This window comes from Ignavibacteriales bacterium, assembly GCA_016709765.1.
Classification (GTDB): Bacteria; Bacteroidota; Ignavibacteria; order Ignavibacteriales; family Ignavibacteriaceae; genus IGN3.
Genome location: JADJMD010000012.1, coordinates 181,292 through 202,055, shown reverse-complemented (window position 1 = coordinate 202,055; position 20,764 = coordinate 181,292). Strand labels below are relative to the sequence as shown.

11 protein-coding genes are annotated in these 20,764 nt (G+C 34.9%); 9 read left to right on the top strand and 2 right to left on the bottom strand.

What is annotated here, in order from left to right:
* The first annotated feature begins 1 nt into the window (after window position 1).
* The 6 genes from IPJ23_06815 to IPJ23_06790 all read left to right on the top strand — a co-directional run bounded on the left by IPJ23_06815 (window position 2) and on the right by IPJ23_06790 (window position 11,404).
* Entirely contained in the window at window positions 2-2,071 is a 2,070-nt protein-coding gene (locus tag IPJ23_06815; protein ID MBK7630394.1) for a hypothetical protein, read from the top strand.
* Between the two features lie 37 nt (window positions 2,072-2,108).
* Window positions 2,109-3,140 (top strand): PorV/PorQ family protein, encoded by a 1,032-nt coding sequence (locus IPJ23_06810; GenBank protein ID MBK7630393.1) that lies wholly within the window; start codon window positions 2,109-2,111, stop codon window positions 3,138-3,140.
* A gap of 38 nt (window positions 3,141-3,178) precedes the next feature.
* A complete protein-coding gene (locus tag IPJ23_06805) occupies window positions 3,179-4,405 on the top strand; it encodes an IPT/TIG domain-containing protein (GenBank protein ID MBK7630392.1) in 1,227 nt (408 codons plus the stop codon).
* Window positions 4,406-4,485: 80 nt separating this feature from the next.
* Window positions 4,486-5,793, top strand: coding sequence for a T9SS type A sorting domain-containing protein (locus tag IPJ23_06800; protein MBK7630391.1), 1,308 nt, complete (start codon window positions 4,486-4,488; stop codon window positions 5,791-5,793).
* A gap of 147 nt (window positions 5,794-5,940) precedes the next feature.
* Window positions 5,941-8,292 (top strand): family 10 glycosylhydrolase, encoded by a 2,352-nt coding sequence (locus IPJ23_06795; GenBank protein ID MBK7630390.1) that lies wholly within the window; start codon window positions 5,941-5,943, stop codon window positions 8,290-8,292.
* A gap of 130 nt (window positions 8,293-8,422) precedes the next feature.
* Complete coding sequence (locus IPJ23_06790; GenBank protein MBK7630389.1) at window positions 8,423-11,404, top strand: fibronectin type III domain-containing protein; 2,982 nt, start codon at window positions 8,423-8,425, stop codon at window positions 11,402-11,404.
* Window positions 11,405-11,506: 102 nt separating this feature from the next.
* Here the strand turns inward: IPJ23_06790 and IPJ23_06785 are convergent, their stop codons facing one another.
* Window positions 11,507-12,637 (bottom strand): dipeptide epimerase, encoded by a 1,131-nt coding sequence (locus tag IPJ23_06785; protein ID MBK7630388.1) that lies wholly within the window; start codon window positions 12,635-12,637, stop codon window positions 11,507-11,509.
* A 14-nt stretch (window positions 12,638-12,651) separates the two neighbouring features.
* The gene (locus IPJ23_06780; protein MBK7630387.1) at window positions 12,652-14,985 is read right to left on the bottom strand and encodes a PIG-L family deacetylase; all 2,334 of its coding nucleotides are present in this window, start codon (window positions 14,983-14,985) and stop codon (window positions 12,652-12,654) included.
* Between the two features lie 174 nt (window positions 14,986-15,159).
* Between IPJ23_06780 and murQ the strand changes: the two genes are divergently transcribed.
* From murQ to IPJ23_06765, 3 genes are all read left to right on the top strand, one after another.
* Complete coding sequence (gene murQ / locus IPJ23_06775; protein ID MBK7630386.1) at window positions 15,160-16,089, top strand: N-acetylmuramic acid 6-phosphate etherase; 930 nt, start codon at window positions 15,160-15,162, stop codon at window positions 16,087-16,089.
* A gap of 126 nt (window positions 16,090-16,215) precedes the next feature.
* Window positions 16,216-17,838 (top strand): T9SS type A sorting domain-containing protein, encoded by a 1,623-nt coding sequence (locus IPJ23_06770; GenBank protein ID MBK7630385.1) that lies wholly within the window; start codon window positions 16,216-16,218, stop codon window positions 17,836-17,838.
* A gap of 178 nt (window positions 17,839-18,016) precedes the next feature.
* Window positions 18,017-20,752 carry a TonB-dependent receptor gene (locus IPJ23_06765; GenBank protein ID MBK7630384.1) on the top strand — a complete coding sequence of 912 codons (2,736 nt, stop codon included), beginning with the start codon at window positions 18,017-18,019 and terminating at the stop codon, window positions 20,750-20,752.
* Window positions 20,753-20,764: the final 12 nt, after the last annotated feature.

The window sequence follows — 20,764 nt, the reverse complement described above, 5'->3', positions numbered from 1 at the left end:
AATGAAACACAATTATTTAAGAATCAACTTTATAAATTTATCAGTCCTTCTGATTCTTGTCGGTTTTTCTTCTACAGTATATCCTCAATATGCTATTAAGTGGATGTCGGCAGGTTCCTTACACAATTGGTATTCCGAAATCGGATGCGAAATAGAAGAAGGATTTGTAAAAGAACAGCAGTACGGCTTACAATGGCCTGCAATAAATTCACGGCAGGATATTCAAGCAGCAAAGGGGCTTTGGATAGGTGTAACTAACTTTAATGATCCTAACGATCCTCAAAGCCCTTACCCAAATAAAGTTGTGCATGTTGGACCAAGAGTTACCGGTGCTGGGGAGTTTTTTCCGATTAATTTTAAGATGTACAGCAAATTTGATCCGCCGCAAGTATTTGTTGATAATGATTTGTCATTAGATAAATCTGTTGATAATGATTTTGTTGATCCTACTATAACGGCAGATCGAATGATCGTTAATACCGTAAATACTCAAGTTGGTATTACAATGACCAGAAGGATATCTCAATTCAGTCAGGAGTATCATGATAATTATATCTTATCAGAATACACCTTTAAGAATACTGGAAATACTGATGCTGATGCGGATATTGAATTACCAACAAATACTTTAACAGGTGTATATTTCTATTTTCAATATAGGCTTGCTGTTTGTGCAAATGTTAGATATGCAATTGCTAATTCAACAGGTTGGGGAATAAATACTATGAATGACGCACGCGGCGATGGAGTAAAAGTTGATCCGGATAATCCGGATAATTTAAGATTTCAGTATATGTGGCATGGTAAACTTCCCACCTTTACAAGTTATGATAACATTGGTGGTCCATTATGGAGTTCTGCTCTATATGTCGAACCAGGCGATACTGTTGGACGTCTTGGTGCTCCGCAATTTGCAGGAATTCTTACTTTACACGCAGACGTTTCAGCAACCAATCAGAATGATGATCCGTTACAGCCATCTACAACTTCTTGGGAAGATTCTGATGACCCGTTAAATTCAAACAATGATGCTTTCAATAAAGTTAAAATGACAAGTGAATATAGTTGGATGACACGAGGGCATAAATCACCGCGTCATGCAAATGTAATTGAGCCAACTGATTATCCGGGATTCATTTCTCCAACAGGAAATCCGGCATTAACTACTTCTGGTGGATTCTCTTTTACAAATGGTTATGGACCTTATACTTTGGCTCCTGGGGATAGTATAAATATCGTTTTTGCAGAGGGTGTTGCTGGTATAAGTCGTGAACTTGCCACACAAACGGGTATCAAATATAAGAAGGGTGAAATAACTAAAGAACAAAAAAATACTGTTGTTTTCCAAAGCCGCGATTCACTTTTTCAAACATTTAAAAGAGCTAATGCAAATTATCAATCAGGATATAATATTCCCCGACCTCCTGCACCTCCCAAAATCTTTAATGTTAATGGTGGCGGTGATAAAATTGCGCTTAGCTGGGAATTTGATGGCTCTGCTTCAGACCTTGAAGGATTTGAAATTTACAGAGCAACAGGAAAATATGACAGCGCATACACTTTAATACATACTGCTGCTCCTAACGACAGAAGCTTTGATGATGTTACTCCAATTCGTGGTCTTTCTTACTATTATTATATTGTATCTGTTGGAACAGAGGCATCGAACACCGGTGTTGGATTAACACCTTCGGGTAAATTAAGAAGCAGCCGATACTATACTCAAACTTATAACCCTGCTGTTCTTAAAAGACAAGCAGGAACTAATATGGATGATATTCGCGTTGTTCCAAATCCTTACAATATTTCTGCAGCAACTGATCTGGGATTTGGTGAATTAGCCCAGAACAGGCTTTATTTCTTTAATATCCCGGGTAGATGCGATATAAAAATTTATACTGAGTTGGGAGAATTAATAAAAACTATCGAACACACTGACGGCAGTGGTGATCAGGCTTGGGATTCATTAACATCTTCGGGACAGGTTGTTGTTAGTGGAATTTACATCGCAGTTATCGACAATAAAGATACAGGCGAAAAAAAGATCGTAAAATTTGTAATCATTAGATAACGGAAACAAAAATTTTATGAAAACAAAAATGAAAAATATACAAAAAAGTTTTGCTCTGATTATCTTGATGATTCTTGTACAGAGCCAATTAACATTTTCCCAACAGCAAAAATTAGCTCAGACAGGTATGAAGTTTCTTAATGTTTCGTTAGATGCCAGAGCTAGTGCTTTTGGAGACGCCATAACTTCAGTTGAAACAAATAACTCCAGTGCTATGTTCTATAATCCAGCTTCTATGGCTCGGTTTGATGGAATTGCTGATATAACATTTGGATCAACCCAGTTTATTGCAGACATTAATTATTACAATGCGGCAGTTGCCTTTGCTCCATTTGATGGTGACTATGGAGTATTAGGTTTTAGTTTTGTCTCGGTAGATTACGGACTATTTTTAGAAACAATTCGAGCTAATAATGAGCAGGGGTTTTTGGATATTGGCACCTTTAGTCCAACCGCAATATCTTTTGGTATTGGTTATGCAAAAGCTCTTTCTGAAAAATTTTCTATCGGCGCAAATGTTAAATATGTAAGACAATCATTAGGCGAAAGCGTAGTTGGGGATTTAACAACTTATTCTGGTACTGGTTCTTACAAAGATGCAACTACTCAAGAAAACAAACTTGGCGTTGTGGCTTTTGATTTTGGAATTTTATACAAGACGGGTTTCCAAAATTTAAATCTTGGAATGAGTGTTAGAAATTTTGCTCGCGAAGTAAAATATAGAAAAGAAGGCTTTCAGTTACCATTAATATTTCAGATAGGGGCATCGTATAATGTTGCTGATGTACTGGAATTAGATAAAAAAGAACACTCAATTTTAGTAACAGTTGATGCAAATCATCCGAGAGATTTTCCTGAACAGTTTATTATTGGTGCTGAATATACATTTATGGATTTGATTTCTTTTAGAGCCGGATATTCTACACCAAATGATGAAAGAGAATTCAGTTATGGTATTGGATTGAAAGAACAAAATGGTAAAGACCTTGATATTTCTATAGATTATTCTTACACACCATTTGGAGTCTTTAACGATGTTCATAGAATTTCATTAAACTTTGCTTATTAATTTTATTGACTTAATCCTAAATTAAGTTTGGAAAAAAAATGAAAAAAATAATTTATAAAACGTTTATTAGTCTATTTCTACTGTCAATTGTTTTCATCAATGGATGTGCGGATGATCCTACAGCGAGTCTAGATGGATATCCTTCTGCAAATCTGCCCTCGCCAGTTCTTTCAACTCTTGAACCTTCAGCACAGGCATTAGCAGGCATAACGGAAATAACAATTACCGGAACTAATTTTTCTGCCGATGCAAGAAACAATCTGGTGTATTTTAATGGTGTACCCGGTACAATTTTAAGTGCTACGCCAACCGAACTTACAGTTAAAGTTCCAAATGTTGTTGCAGATACAGTAATGGTTAAAATTGCTGTAGTTGGTGCTCAGGATTTTAGTAATCAATTTCAATATAAAATGGTTGCCGCTTGGGAAGAATATTATACATCTTTTGATCCAATTGCTGATAAAGCTTATGCTTTTGTTTTTAACAATGCTGGTGATATGCTTGTATCCATTGAAAATGCGGGAATTAAGAAAATTAATCCTCAAAAAGTTTTGTCAGATTATATTCCTAAAGGTAATGCTCAATTTTGGAATTGCTTAAAATTTGGACCAAACAATGAATTATACGGCAGTCGAACTATTAATGCAATTTGGAAATTAGCAGAAGCAATTGCACCTGCATCTCCCTGGGTTGCTCTTCCGGCAGGAGTTTTTGCTAAAGATGTTGAATTTGATCAATTAAGTAATATGTGGGTTGTTGGTGCGGCTAATAAAATTTTAAGAATAGATCAAAATAAAGTTGTTACTACTTATACGGTTACTGGCACATATAAATCAGCAAGAGTATTCAACAATTCTTTGTATGTTGCGGGTAACAACGGAACCACAGAAGGAGTCTGGAAAATACCAATTCTATCAAATAGCGATTTGGATGTTGCTAATCAAGAATTATATTTTGACTTATTGCAATCTTATACTGGTATAACAGCAATTGCAATTACTTTTGCTGCTGATGGTGACTTGATAATTGGTACTGATCAGGATCCAGATCCTTTAATTGTTGTTCATCCGGATAAAAGCTCAGAAGTATTGTATCCTGGTGTTATTAAGGCGGGCAAGGTTTTATTTTTGAATTGGACTTCTACCAGTAACAGTTTATATTTTACTAGGGATCTTAAAAAAGATACAGCTGGTAAAATTGTCTTTTCGCAGACTGTGATACGAGTAGAAATGCAGAAACCTGGAGCACCTTATTTTGGTAATTAATAAATAATTTAATTAGTATATAGTATAAAAATTAAGCTAACTTTAACTAAATAATCTTTCTAATAAAAAAGGAGTTCGATATGAAGAAAATGTTTACACTAATTACTATAATGGTATTAGTAATTTTTAGTACCAGTTACTCGCAATGGGTTAATATGGGTGGTTTTCCTAGTGCAACCTTTGCAGGGAACAACCCTGGCGGACACGCTGTTGCAGTAGATCCAGATGGAAAAATTTGGTTGGGAAATTATTATAACGTAACTGGTGATACAATTTTTAACGGTACAAGCTGGGTTGCAACAAGAGCCATCCACGTTTATAATCCTGATGGCAGTGAAGTTTCATTTTCCCCAATATTAACTATAACTGTTAATGGTGTAACTGATTCTTTAATTGGTTTTACTAATCGTGGTATGAGAACTGCAGCGGATGGTAATATTCTTGTTACAACTGGTAACCGTATTCATAAAATTAATTATCTAACAGGCCAAGGAATGGCTACAGTGATTCCGGACCCGGTAAACTCTGGTACTGCGCCTGCTGTAGATGGCTTTGGAAATGTTTATACAGCAACGGTTGTTCCTGGCAATCCAATTAAAATCTATTCGCCTGATTTAAGCCTTTACTTGGGTAATGTTGTAGATGCTTCAGTAGGATATTCCAGATCTTTTGAAGTTTCTGCTGATGGTAATACTGTTTATTGGGCAGGTTACGATAAAAATAAGGTTAAGGTTTATTCCAGACCAGATGAATTCTCACCTTATGAATTAACAGATTCTGTTTTGTTTGGATTTCAATGTGAATCAATGACATGGTCTAATGATAGATCACTTCTTTGGGCTTCCTGTGGTTCAGATGTTGGTGGATTACCTAATCAAGATCCTGATCATGTTACTTCTTGGACAGTTGGTACCTGGTATGCTTGGAATCCTGTTACAAATACAATCGTAGATAGCATTAAGACAGTTTATAATGCTGTTCCAAATGAAGATTTAAGACCACGTGGATTGGATTTTAGCCCTAACGGTCAAATTGCTTATGTAGCTTATTTTGGCGCAGGAATGCCTTGCTTCCAGAAATTTGAAAATCCAACTGCAGTTGATGAAGAAGGGCAAACAGTTGTTAATGGTTATGCTTTATCACAAAACTATCCAAACCCATTTAACCCAACAACTAAAATTAGTTTTGAGTTACCATTGAGTGGTTACACTACATTAAAAGTTTATGATATGCTTGGTAATGAAGTTGCAACTTTAGTTCAGAGTGAATTGGCATCAGGTTCTCATTCTGTTAATTTTGATGCTGCTAATTTTGCTTCAGGAACTTATGTATATCAATTAAATATTAATGGAACAAGAATTACCAATAAGATGGTTCTACTTAAATAATGTACAATTAACAATGTAAAATGCATAATTAAGGCACGAGAAATCGTGCCTTTTTTATTTTTAAATGATTTTATGTATTCAGTTTACCTTAACCAAAAACTTGGTTAATTTTGCAATAGTTATTAATCACAAAAATATTTTTGCCTTATGAAAAATCTTACCATTTTGTTTTTGACTATTCTTATTTCATCATCGATATTTTCACAATCAGTGCCTCCTAAAAGAGAGATGAGAGGTGCATGGATTGCTACAGTTGCAAATATCGATTGGCCTAACAGCACAGTTCCTGAAACTCAAAGGCAACAGTTAATAACTATACTTAATGGGTTAAAAAATATTAATGTTAATGCAATAATGTTTCAAATCAGACCAGAATGTGATGCTTTATATCAATCAAGTATTGAACCATGGTCAAAATGGCTTACAGGAAATCAGGGAATTGCTCCTAGTCCGTTTTATGACCCTCTTCAATTTGCAGTTGATGAAGCGCATAAAAGGGGAATGGAATTACACGCCTGGTTTAATCCATACAGAGCAGAAAGATCCGTTGGTAATTATCCTCTTGCGCCAAGTCATGTTATTAATCAGCATCCGGATTGGATTCTTCAGGTTGGGACAGTTAAATTTTTAAACCCCGGTTTGCAGGAGGTAAGAGATTATGTAACATCTGTATTTTTGGATGTTGCTAGACGATATGATGTAGATGGAATTCACATCGACGATTATTTTTATGTGGAAGGCATTACGAATCAAGATGCAGCGACATTTGCCACTTATCCAAGAGGCTTCACAAACCTTGGTGATTGGCGTAGAGATAATGTAAATATTTTAATCAAAGAAATTAATGACAGTTTAATGGCAGTTAAACCCTGGATTAAATGGGGTGTTAGTCCACGCGGTATTTGGAGAAATGGTGTGCCTCCTGGGATAGTTGGCAATGATAATTATAGTACAATATACTGTGATGCTATGGCTTGGCTTCAAGCAAAATCGATAGATTATATTAATCCACAACTTTATTGGGCTTTTGGTGGCGGACAGGATTATGCTAAACTTATGCCTTGGTGGGCTGATTCTGCTGGCGTAAATGGCAGGCACATGTATGTTGGGCATGCTGTATATAGAATTAACAATCCATTTAATGCTACTGAAGTTCCAAGACAAATTAGATTAAACAGAACTGATAACGATTGCCAGGGAAGTGTTCTTTATAATACTACTTCAACTTTAGCTAATCCCTTAGGATTTTATGATAGCCTTAAAAATGATTTGTATCGTTATCCTGCATTAATACCTGTAATGAATTGGAAAGATGTTGTGCCACCGAATCCACCACAGAATTTAAGATTTGAAAGATTAGCAAATGGGCAGGGTGGTTTGTTGTGGGATCTGCCGCAAATTGCTAGCGATGGTGATAGTGCAAAAAGATACGTGGTGTACCGATTTAATTCGTCAAACATCCAACCAAGTGATTTAGAAAATTCAGCTAACATTTTTAATGTTGAAGGATCCCGTGAAAGTATTCCCGGTGAGCCTCCATCACCGACAGGGCCTTATTATTTTGTAGTTACATCACTAGATAGAAACTATAATGAGAGTTTGATGAGTAATGTATTGCAAGTAAATCCTCCACCTGCGCCTCTCTTAGCTGTGCCTTTCAATAATACTGTGAATATTGAAGATACGGTAACAGTTGTGTGGAATTACCCTGCACTTGCATCATCCTATAGATTGCAAATTGCCACAGATCCCACATTTGCTTCAGGTGTTTTCTTAGATCAAAATGGTATAACAGATACCTTTAAAGTTATTACTGGTTTAGAAGGCCAGCAACTTTATTATTGGAGAGTTAGTTCAACTAATGCAGGGGGAACTAGTAGTTATTCTAATTCTTTTAATTTTACAACTGGATTTCCTTCAACACCTTTACTTGCTTATCCTTTAAATAATACTGGCTATATTCCGGTTGATACAACCCTTTATTGGTTTCCTAGCCAAGCAGCGGTTTCTTATGATTTAATTTTAGCACGAAGTGCAGATTTTGCGGCCAACACAATTGTAGTTGATACTTTAGAAGTTTCTGATACTAGCTTTGTTGTTACCGGATTGCAAGTTAATACATTTCATTTTTGGAAAGTTAGGGCAAATAATGTATATGGAAAAAGTAATTGGTCCGGTGTCTGGAGATTTAAAACGGTTAATCCTTTAGGTGTTGATGATGAAAGATTAGTCCCAATTGAATATGCTTTAGATCAAAATTATCCTAATCCATTTAATCCAACAACTAATTTTAGATTTAAAATTTCTTCCGCTGGTATGACAACGCTAAAAATTTATAATCTACTCGGTCAAGAAGTAGCAGTAGTACTGGATGAATATCTAAGCCCTGGCAGCTTCGATGTTCGATTTGACGCTTCAGGGTTAGCAAGTGGAATTTATTTATACAGAATTAGGGTAAATGATTTTTCCGCCTCAAAGAAAATGATTTTGATGAAATAGATGTTTATTAATTGCTCATTCTAACCCCTTCCCAAAAGGAAGGGGCTTTTTTATTTATAAAATCAGTTGGCCCTTAAAATTTCTATTTAATTAATTATGTAAATTATTAAAACAGAATTGAAGTTTTGATATGAAAATTTTTACAATAACAATCTTACTTTTTTCCTCAATCTTTTTTATCAAATGTTCATCAGTGGAAGATATTTCTTTGAAGGATGAATTTAATATCAGGTCAGAATCATTTAAGCAGGATATTGATTCCTTGAAACAAATATTAAACCTACCTGCCAGCACTAAAATTGAAGATATTAAAATTGACACTTCTGCAAAGACTATTACAGTTTATTTTAATAAAAATCTTGCTGTTATTCCTCTAAGGACAGAAAATGTTAATAGAATTTATGAAGCAGTTAAAAAATATTATGGTTCTTCATTTGAAATGTATAATTATCAAATTTCTTGTATTGGTTATCCAATAGAAAGTTTAATCCCGAGTTTCTACCAAAAAGACAAAATAAAGATTGATTCATCAAAGTTTTCCCAAAAAGGACTAGATAGAACTCCAGTTGTTCAGAATGCTAGTAAAAATTTAAAAGCTACTAATGGATTATTTGGAAATAATATTTTGTTATGGAACAGTCATGGCTGGTACTACAATAATAAGGAAAAACGATGGATGTGGCAGCGTGCCAGGTTATTTCAAACTGTTGAAGATTTAGGACCAACAGCTTTTACAATCCCATACTTAATTCCAATGCTTGAAAATGCCGGTGCAAATGTTTTTGTTCCTCGCGAAAGAGATATACAATTAAGTGAAGTGATTGTAGATAATGATTTTCCAAATAAAGAATCTTACCAGGAAAAAATAGTTTCTGAAAAAGGTTATTGGAAAACATCTTTACAAAAAGGTTTTGCATTAAAAAACAAAACAATAAAAGAAGATGAAAACCCTTTTGATCAGGGAACAAGCAGATATACAAAATCAATGATTAATCCATTGGCAAGCGCAAGCTGGTTACCAGAAATTCCGCAAACAGGTAAGTATGCAGTTTATATTTCATATTCTGCCTCAGATAGCAATGTTACTGATGCACACTATAAAATTGTTCACAGCGGTGGTGAAACAGAATTTCTTGTTAATCAAACCATAGGCGGCGGAACGTGGATTTATCTAGGAACTTTTAAGTTTGATAAAGGTAATAAAAAATTACAGGGTGTTGTGTTAACAAATCAAAGTAAGGATGAAAACAAGATTGTTTCCGCAGATGCTGTAAGATTTGGTGGTGGAATGGGAATTGTTGAACGTGAGGGCATTACAAGCGGAAGACCAAAATTTGTTGAAGGCTCAAGATATTGGCTGCAATATGCTGGTATGCCGGATACGCTTACTTATAATCTTAATAAAAATTCAGACGATTATAAAGATGATTATCAATCTCGCGCTGAATATGGAAATTATTTGTACGGCGCTCCATTTGGACCAAATAGAAGTCGTAATGAAAAAGGGTTAGGAATACCTCTGGATATTTCTTTAGCTTTTCATACGGATGCTGGAATTACACGGAATGATACTGCAATTGGTACATTGATGATTTATAGTATTCCAGATTTGGATTCACTGACTGTTTTTCCTGATGGAGTTTCTCGCTTGGTAAACAGAGATTTATCCGACTTAGTAATGACGCAATTAGTTGAGGATATAAGATTAAAATATGATTCCACCTGGACGCGAAGACAATTAATGAACGCTATGTACAGTGAAGCAGCAAGACCAAATTTTCCGGCAATTTTACTTGAACTGCTTTCTCATCAGAATTATTATGAAATGAAATTTCAGCTTGATCCTCGATTTAGATTTGATGTTTCAAGATCAATATATAAAGGAATGTTAAAGTTTTTGTCGGTTCAAAATGGGTTTGAATATATTGTACAGCCGTTGCCTCCAACAAACTTTTCTGTTCAGCTAATATCGAATGGAGAAGTAGAATTAAGCTGGAAATCACAAATTGATTCAACTGAACAAACAGCAATTACAGATAAATACATGCTTTACACAAAGCTGAACGATGGCGGATTTGGTAATGGTAAAATTGTTGAAACAAATAAAATAAAATTAGGTGATTTAAAACCTGGTGTTATTTACAGCTACAAAGTAACTGCGATTAATAATGGTGGAGAAAGTTTTCCCTCTGAAATTCTTTCTGTTTGTTGGATGAAGAACTCCCCAGAACCAATTCTTGTTGTAAATGGATTTGATCGTATTTCTGCACCGGCAACATTCGATTCGCCAACTTTTTCTGGTTTTATAAATTTTGAGGATGAAGGTGTTCCAGATAACTATGAGCTTGGTTTTACGGGGACGCAATTTAATTTTGATCCAAATTCTAAATGGCTCACAGATGATAACCCCGGACACGGTGCTAGTCATTCTAATTATGAGTCAAAAATTATAGCTGGCAATACATTCGATTTTAGTTATATTCATGGAAAAGCTATTAAAGAAAATGGATTTTCATTTTGTTCTGTAAGTGATGAATCAGTTATGAATGGAAATGTTGATCTTTCAAAATATAAAATGGTGGATTTTATATTTGGAGAAGAGAAAAAAACTTCTTCACCAAAGTATAAGGACAAAATTGATTTTGAAATTTTTCCAGTAAGCCTAAGAGAAAAGATTACTTCTTATTTAAACGGTGGCGGAAAAATATTTTTAAGTGGCGCTTACATAGGAACTGATTTGTACGCAGATCCTGATAGCAGTGGAATTAGATTTGCTAATGAAATTTTAAAACTAAAACTTAAAACCGGACATGCTGTTAAAGAAGGAAAGTTATTTTCTGTAAATAATAATTTCTATCCACTAAAAACTTATTTTGATTTTAACACTTCTTTTACAGATTCTATATACAAAGTGGAAGCACCGGATGAGCTTGGTGAAATTAACGGTAGTGAGGTTTTATTACGTTATTCTGAAAATAACTTTAGTGCTGCAATTGGCTATACAGAAAAATATGGCGTGGTTGGTTTTGGATTTCCTTTTGAAACAATTCTCGGCGAGAAGAATAGAAACGCCGTTATGAAATCTGTCTTAAATTATTTGGGAATTAAATAAAAGTATTTTTGTCATTCCCACGTATCTTTCTTAGATAGGAGTGGGAATCCATTTATTTTGAAGTCGTAGATATCCCGCCTTCACGGAAATGACATAAATAGCCTAACTCTTCAATCCTATTCCAGGATAATCTGTTAATGTAACTCTTCCATCAATAACTTTTATTCCGTCGTAGGGATCATTCTTTATTAATAATGCGCCATCAAGGTCAGCCCAATCAACCATTGGTGAAAGTTGAGCGGCAGCAGAAATTGCACAACTTGTTTCAGTCATACATCCAATCATTACTTTCATATCCAACGAACGGGCTAAGTTTAACATTTTATTAGCTTCGCGCATTCCTGTACACTTCATTAACTTAATATTTATACCGGAATAAACTCCGTGTGCTTTTATTACATCAGGAATTCTCTGAATCGATTCATCACCAATTATTGGAAGAGGCGAGTTTTGTGTTAGCCACGCGATATCATCTATTTGTTCTTTGGGCATCGGCTGTTCAATAAATTCAATGTTTCTTTCGTTCAACCAATTTATCATATCCAATGCAAAATGTTTATCCTTCCAACCTTGATTAACATCAACAGTAAGCGGAACATTTGTAACTGATCGAATTGTTTCAATCATCTCCTTATCATTTTCTCTTCCGAGTTTAACTTTTAATACTTTAAATTGTTCAGCTTCTTTCACTTTTTGCCTGACAACTTCCGGAGTATCAATCCCGATTGTAAAAGTTGTAAATGGAGTTGTTGTTTTATCATAACCCCATATTTTGTACCAGGTTTGATTCATTAATTTTCCAACAAGATCATGCAGCGCTATATCTACAGAGGCTTTGGCTGCGGTATTTTTCTCTGCAATAGAATCAACGTAATCTAAAATCTTTTCCATTTCAAATGGATCATTAAATTGGCCTAAATCTACTTTTGATAAAAAAGCAGTTGCGGTTTCTTGTGATTCCCCAAGATATGGCGGCATGGAAGCTTCGCCATAACCTTTAATTCCTTCGTACTCAATTTCCGTAAGCATAACCGGAGTGGTAGTTCTGGAATTAACAGCAACAGTAAAAACATGTATTAACTCAAGTGTATATGGTCTAAAAGTGAGTTTCATTTTTGAGCCTTTACTTTTTATAATATTTTTTGCAAAAGTAGAAACTGGAATCGATGCTGCTACAGATCCGGCTGCTATTATTCCTGTAGTTTTAAAAAAATCTTTTCTTGTTTGTTTCATAGATTTATTTCTGTTTAATAATTCTCAGTTAATTTTCTTAGTTCAGATGAAAGAGCATAAAATTCAGTTTGAGTAAGTTCTTTAAGATAAACCATTCCGTAAGCTGCTTGTACTCTTGGATGATTGTGCTTTAAGAAAAAATCTTTACCTAAACATAATCTTATGGTCTGATATTGTTCAACCTGAATACGTTGTGCAAGACGTGAAAATGGCCCATCGTATTCCCAGCTTGGAAAACTTGCTGCACGTTGTGATCCATAACTGTTTAAGAAAGTATTTTCCATTATCGCCATTGAGTTTAGGCTGACAGGAATAAAAATATTTGCTTCAGCAGGGTGGAAGCGATACCAAACATTTCGATATCCCCAAACTTTTATGTTGTTGATTCCTGTTTCTTTTTCATAAAGCTTTAATGCTTCGGCAGTTGCTTGTAAAACTTTATAGTGCGTATCAGGTCCGCTTCCTTCAGGATCCAAAGCAACAGTAACAATTGTTGGTTTAATTTTCTTGAGTAAATTTAAAATAGGAATTACATCTCTATCCATTTCTGGGTTTTCTGTAAAAATATCACCCTGGTAAAATCCAAGGCGCATATGCGAAACGGAACTTGTGTTAAATCCAAAAAACGCCCAAACGAGTTCTTCTTCCCATTCCCGCATCATTCCTTTTAATTTTTGTACATGGGGAATGTCTTTTTTACCGGGATATTGGGTTTGAAAATAATTGATTAATTCATCAACCCTATCTTCAAGATAGGTAATGTTATCCTCTTCATAAATTTCAACCATGTTTCTTAGCAATCTACGGGAAACAGCTTCTTTACGGATTGTTCTACTGTGCTCAGCTAAACCATCAAGATATAAATGAATATCACGATCTTTTCCTTCTTTAAATTCCGGATCAAAATAACGCTGAGTAAAACGTGAAGTAAAATCAGGATGTCCCAAATAAAATTTCAAATCTTCGAGTAATCCAAGCATATAAGAATTTGTAACTGCGGTGAATCCGCTTGTCATCGTTACAAAGTGATGATGATTACTTGAATCTCTAACTAAATGATTTATATATGGTAAATATCCAAGCGGAATATCATCGTGATGCGGCCCTGTATGAAGTACAGTTTGATTTGAGACCGGTAACATTCCACGATCAAATCTTTCAATGATCGAACCATGAATTTCAGTTCCAATTTCTAACGGGGTTTTATTTGTCCTGTCCAAAATAAGTTTTGTAATCTGATTAGAGTTGTAATCTTCAACTGTTAGATCAATCAAAGATTTATTTTTTTCTAAGCAAAGATTTACAACCGCTCTTTCAATCGAAGCTCTTGAAATTTCTTCTTCCTTTATAACATCATCATATCTTCTTTGAAGCAATCTAAAAGCAGCGCCGTTTGTTAAATAAAATCTAGCGTTGGGTAATCTTTGCAATACTGTTGCTGGATATTTATTGGTTATTGCTGTTTGAATCGAATCTCTAACAATATTTCCCTTCGCTTCTCCTGCGGCAATTATGATTGCAGTCGCGTCTTCATTGTAAGTTATGGTATCAAGCCCGATGGTAATTACCAATCTCTTCTTAGCAACTTCAATACCGTCAAGATCACTTGCTGCTGCAGCCTGTGTTTCATAGTTGGTTTGTATTAATCTTGTAGTTGAATAATGATCGCTGCCCATAACATTAAAACCAATATGCCCATCCGGTCCAATTCCGCCAAGGAAAAATCCTATACCACCCATTTCTCTAATTTTCTTTTCGTAATCTGTACAAAATTGATCGACAAGTTCTATTGTTTGCTTTTGATACCTCTCTTGAGTTGTTGATGCCCAGCGTGTACGCAATGTTAAATCGATTACTTCATCAGGAAAAATTTCTGAAAGAGATAAATTATTTGATGTTGGTATTTCATTAATATTCATCAACAAAGCTTTTTTTATATCTAATCCCCAATTACTGAAATAATACTTTTGAATGTAATAATAAAAGCTATTATGCTGATGAGAATCAATTGGATAAAATTCATCAATCTGAACAAATCGAAGTTTAGAAATATCTGGTTTATTTCCGGAATCAAGATCAACCTTTTTTAATGCACTAACAACATCATCCTTGTCCCAATTTTTTAAAAAATACGCAACCCATTTTATAAAATGCTCAGGAGTTTTACCTGTTGGTAAGGAAACAACTCCATTTGTATTTTGCTGTATCCATTCTATAAATCTTAAAGCTGTCATTTTCCCCAGTTCAGGAAAATTTGCAACCTGGATTACAGGAATTTTTTCAGCTGGTTTGTAAATTAATTGTTTTTGTGATTGTTCGAGGTAATACTGTTCAACTTTAGATATCATTTTAAATTATCTTATATAAGTGGCTAAATATTATTGGATTTACTAGTCAAATATACTGAAGCTGATATTGTATTTAAAGAATCAGCTATCACAAAACAAAATATTATTAATACTTTGTGTAAATTTGTATCAATAATTTTAACTAGTAATTCAAAAATAAATCAAGATATAATTATGAGCTCATCTCAAGACTCCAAAACTCTTTTCGAAGAGATAAGCAAACTTCCCACAGAACAGCGCAACCCACGCTCTATGGAAATTGACGCAAAATCAACTGCTGAAATTATAAAAATTATTAATGATGAAGATAAATTAGTTCCTTATGCAGTTGAACAAGAATTGCCTTACATAGAGCAAGCTGTCGATATAATTGTTAAAGCTCTTAAAAATGGCGGAAGACTTTTATACTTTGGTGCTGGTACAAGCGGAAGATTAGGTGTTGTTGATGCTTCTGAATGCCCGCCAACCTTTGGAACGCCTTATGGAATGATTGAAGGTTATATCGCCGGTGGAAAAGAAGCAATGTTCCGTGCGCAGGAAGGTGCCGAGGACAAAGAAGAAAACGGTGCAATAGAAGTTATGGAGGCTAATGTTACCGCAAAAGATGTTGTTTGTGGAATTGCCGCTAGCCGTAGAACTCCATACGTAATTGGGGCAGTAAAAAAAGCAAAAGAACTAGGTGCTAAAACACTTTACGTTACTACAAACCCGAGAAAAGATTTTGATATTGAAGAAGTTGATGTTGCAATTTGTCCTTACGTTGGACCCGAAGTAGTAATGGGCTCTACAAGAATGAAAAGTGGAACTGCGCAAAAATTAGTTTTAAATATGCTTACAACTGCTGCTATGATAAGACTTGGTAAAGTTTATGAAAACATGATGATTGATTTGCAGATGACAAATAAAAAACTTGTCGAAAGATCAAAAAAAATTGTGATGACTATTACAGGACTTAGTTATGATGAGGCTACTATTGCTCTTGATAACGCAAAAGGACATGTTAAGACAGCACTTGTAATGATTAAAGCAAACGTAACTTTTGATGAGGCAACTAAACGTTTAGAAGCGGCTGATGGCTTTGTACGAAAAGCGATCGTAAAATAAAATTGTAATTAAAAAAATAAAAATATAATTGCATAAACAGCTACAAATCAGTAATTTTATGCAAGTTTAGTCGAAAAAAATTAACATTTAACTAATAATTACTAACTAACATCTTAGGAGATCTCAATGAACCGATTTCTTACATTATTAACAGTTCTATTATTATTATCACTTACATACATACAAGCTCAAACATTTCCTCGCACTGCTGAAATAACTGATCCTTCAATGCTCGAAAGAGGTTTTGGAGCAATTGTAGCAGGAGTTGATTTTGATGGCGATGGATTACCGGAAATTTATGCTTGCAATACAAATATGATTGATGACCCTTATGAGGTAATACCAAGACTTTACAAGTTTGAATGGAATACAACAACATCTACTTGGGATTCTGTTTGGGCAACTGTTGCTCCGGTAGAACTTCAAAATACTTGGCCTGCGTTAACGTATGGCGATTTAGATAAAGATAACAAAATGGAATTATATTGGGGTCCAGTCAACAACATTGGGACTGATTTAAATCCAGCAAGAGTATTGGTTTATGAATATCCTGGTGATGGAAGTGACGGTATGGGTGTCTCTGATGGTTTTGGTGGATTCGAACCAAATGCAAAAACTTCTTTGGTTTCGACCCCCAGTTTCAATTTAAGACCAGTAAAATTTGTTGTTGCTGATCCTGACAATGATGGTACTGATGAATTAATCTTTGTAGATAGAGCTGCAACCTGGCATATTGGAATAATATCGGTTGACGATATTCCTGATAATGGTGGTGGCTTTGAAACCTGGACAACGGAGTTTTCAGGAGAAGGTATACCTGAATTAGCTGGGACTCCATACGACTTAGTCGTTGTAGATAATATTATTGCAGTAATTAATAGTGATGGTACTACTGCGCTTTTGAAATATGAAGGAGGAAATTGGGTTACTACGCCAATCCAGAGTGGTGTTATGGAAAATAATTCTTCATTCAAAGGATCTGTTCAAGTCAAATTTTCGGATAACAGTACTGGAGTATATGTTGGCAGTTGGTTAAGTGGTAAAGTTTATTTAGTTGATAAAGCTCAGGGAGCTGATACATTGGTTTCATATGAGGTTGCAGATTTTTCATCTTATGCAGTAAGATTAAATGGCGCTGGCGCTGGCGATTTAGATAATGATGGAAATCCGGATATGGTATTTGGGGCACGATATATGGCCGGAAATACGGTTAAAGTTCCAATTTTTAGATTAGAATATCAGGGTGGAGACAAAACACTTCCTTCTAGTTATACCTCCTCTATAATTGATTCTGCATATTGGGATAATAACGGTGATATGGACGTTATTGTTGTTGCTAATCTTGATGGAGATGCTGCGGATGAAGTTTTATATACTCAAGGATATTCCAGAGGCAACCCAACGGATGCTCCTATGCCAATTATTCTTCTTGATTTACAAACAACCCCAGTTTCTGTTGAACAAGAAACTGATGTAGTTCCAACTCAATTTTATGTTGATCAGAATTATCCAAACCCATTCAATCCATCAACTCAAATTAAGTTTGGAATTACTGAAGCAGCCAATATTGATTTAAGAATTTATGATGCTCTCGGAAGAGAAGTTGCAGTTCTTATCAGTAATCAATTTATGGGTGCTGGTTCTTACAATGTTAAATTTGATGCATCAAATCTTGCAAGCGGAACTTACGTTTACCGTATGACTGCAGGCGCAAACACAGTTTCTAGAAAGATGCAGTTACTTAAATAGTTATACTTATGTTGTTAAGGGTTATCCGAATACCGTCTTACTTTTCAGTTTTTGCTGATAGATTGTTATTCTGATAACCCTTTTATTTTATGCGTTTTATTTCAGTCTTTTAACAGACCCAAAACAGGCAGTACAAAACTCGAATTCTTTACATTAAATTTTGCCACAAGAGGTCACGATGAAAAAATTTTTACTTTCTTTTATTTCTTTCCTTTTTTTATTTATTCTATTTATTCAAACACAATTGTATGCTGGTGTAACAGGTAAGATTGCCGGAAAAGTTACTGATACTCAAACTGGCGAAGAACTTATCGGCATAAATGTTTTGATTGAAGGAACCACAACAGGCGCTGCCACTGGAATTGATGGGACATATATAATCAATAACATTGAACCTGGTGTGTATACTTTGATTTTCAGCGGTGTTGGTTACCAGAAAAAAGTTGTTACTAATATTAGAGTAGCAAGCGATTTCACGACAACAATAGATATACAGCTTTCAACTGAAGCTATTGGACTTGAAACCATTATTGTTGAAGCAACAAGACCAATGGTTAGAAAAGATCTCACGTCTTCTCAAACTTCAATAGATGATTCCCAGATCAGATCTTTACCTGTAGAAAGCATAAGCCAGTTACTTTCGTTACAGGCTGGTATCACAAAGGGCTCAAGTGGAGAACTTCACATTCGTGGCGGAAGATCTACAGAAATTGCTTACAATGTAAACGGTGTTTCCGCTATTAACCCATTCGATTTTGGAAGAACAGTACAAATTTCCACAAACGCGGTTCAGGAGTTATCTGTTGTTAGCGGTACTTTTAATGCTGAGTATGGAAATGCGTTAAGCGGTGTGGTTAATACAATCACAAAAGAAGGTGGTTCTAAATACACTGCTACTTTATCATACTACACGGGCGATTATATCAGTTCTTCTACTAATATTTTTTATAATATCGATGATATTGATCCAGTTAACAATCAGGTTGTTGAGGGAACATTTGGCGGTCCGATTCCACTGCTGGAAGATAATTTTACTTTCTTTTTTTCGGGCCGATACAATAATGATAAAGGTTATTTGTATGGAATAAGACAGCATACGGTATTTGATTCACTATCGAGAGACCCAATACAAGCAAATGTTTTAAACATTGCGCAAACTGGGGACAATTCAATTGTATCGATGAATCCAAGTAAAGATTTAAACACCACGGCAAAGTTTACTTACAAACCAATTCCAACAATAAAAATTAATTATGATCTTGTTTATTCAAACTCCGATTATAAAACATATGCACACGATTATAAATATAATCCCGATGCAAATTATAACAGGATGGATTGGGGATTGATAAATTCATTAGAATATAGACACGCTGTAAGTAACAGTACTTTCTTTTCGTTAAAAGGTTCTTATAGTATTTATGATTTTAAAAGATATTTATATCCATTACTTGATGCTTTGGGAAATGAAGTTTCATTTAATCCTGGTAAAAGCTTAAACGGTTTACATGCTGATCCTCGATATCAACCAGATGATAAAAATACATCATATAGCCCTTATACTTTTGTTTCCGGCGGAACTCAGTCTGAACATTTTTATCAGCGCTCCTACACTTCGGAAGTTAAGTTTGATATTACAAGTCAGGTTACAAATCAGCACGAAGTTAAGTTTGGATTAAAAAGTAAGTGGGATACTATGGATTTTGTTTTCTTTGATGTTTTAAGGAACCGAAGCAAATATTTAACTCCAATAATTCCTGACCCGGAATCTCAAATCGCTTCTATAGATATTTATACTCGTTCACCAAATCAATTCTCAGGATATTTGCAGGATAAAATGGAATTTACGAGTATGATCTTAAACGCCGGTTTAAGAGTAGATTATTTTAACGCAAATACGCTCTATGCTCCAGATCCATTAAAACCTACTAAAAATCTTACTGATGCCGAAGCAAAAATTACATTTAGTCCGAGACTTGGTATTTCTTTTCCAATCACGGATGAAGGAATAATACATTTTTCTTACGGTCATTTTTATCAATTACCGCCCTTTAGATTTTTATATACAAACCCCAATTTTGAAGATATAGATGCCGAACCAATATATGGTAATGCCAATCTTAACCCTGAAAAAACAGTTACTTATGAATTGGGGTTACAACAGCAATTGACCGAGACAGTAGCTTTTAATGTTACAGGGTTCTACAAAGATGTTCGTGATTTACTAGCACAACAGCAAATTAGAATCAGTAGCAACTCAATTTATCAAAAATATGTAAATAAAGATTATGGAAATATAAAAGGCATAACATTTTCATTTACAAAAAGAAAAATGCAGGATGATCTTTTTGGCGCTTCTATTGATTACACATTTCAGGTTGCAGAAGGTAATGAAACAGGGGCGGATGCCTTCTTTATTGATCTACAGTCCGGAAGACAAAGTGAAAAAACTCCTGTTCCGTTAGATTGGGATCAATCGCACACACTTAACGGCGTTGTTACATTTGGTGGCGATAGAGATTGGACTGTTACACTTGTTACTTCACTTGGAACCGGTCTTCCATATTCACCAGAGCTTACCGAACAGCAGATTTATCTACGAACCAATAGCGGAAGGAAACCACTTCAAACAAATGTTGATTTATTAATTGATAAATCTTTTATGATTGAAAGTACAACGTTAACTATATTTCTAAAAGTGTTTAACCTGTTCGATACGAAGAACGAACGATTTGTTTATGATGATACGGGAAGAGCAACTTATTCGTTAGAACAGACCAAAGGTGGGCCAGAGGCGACAAATGAAATATCTCAAATTTATCCGGAAATTAAATCTGCAACCGAATACTTTAACCGACCAAACTACTATTCAGCACCAAGAGAAGTTAGACTTGGTCTTACAATAGAGTATTAATGAAATTTATGG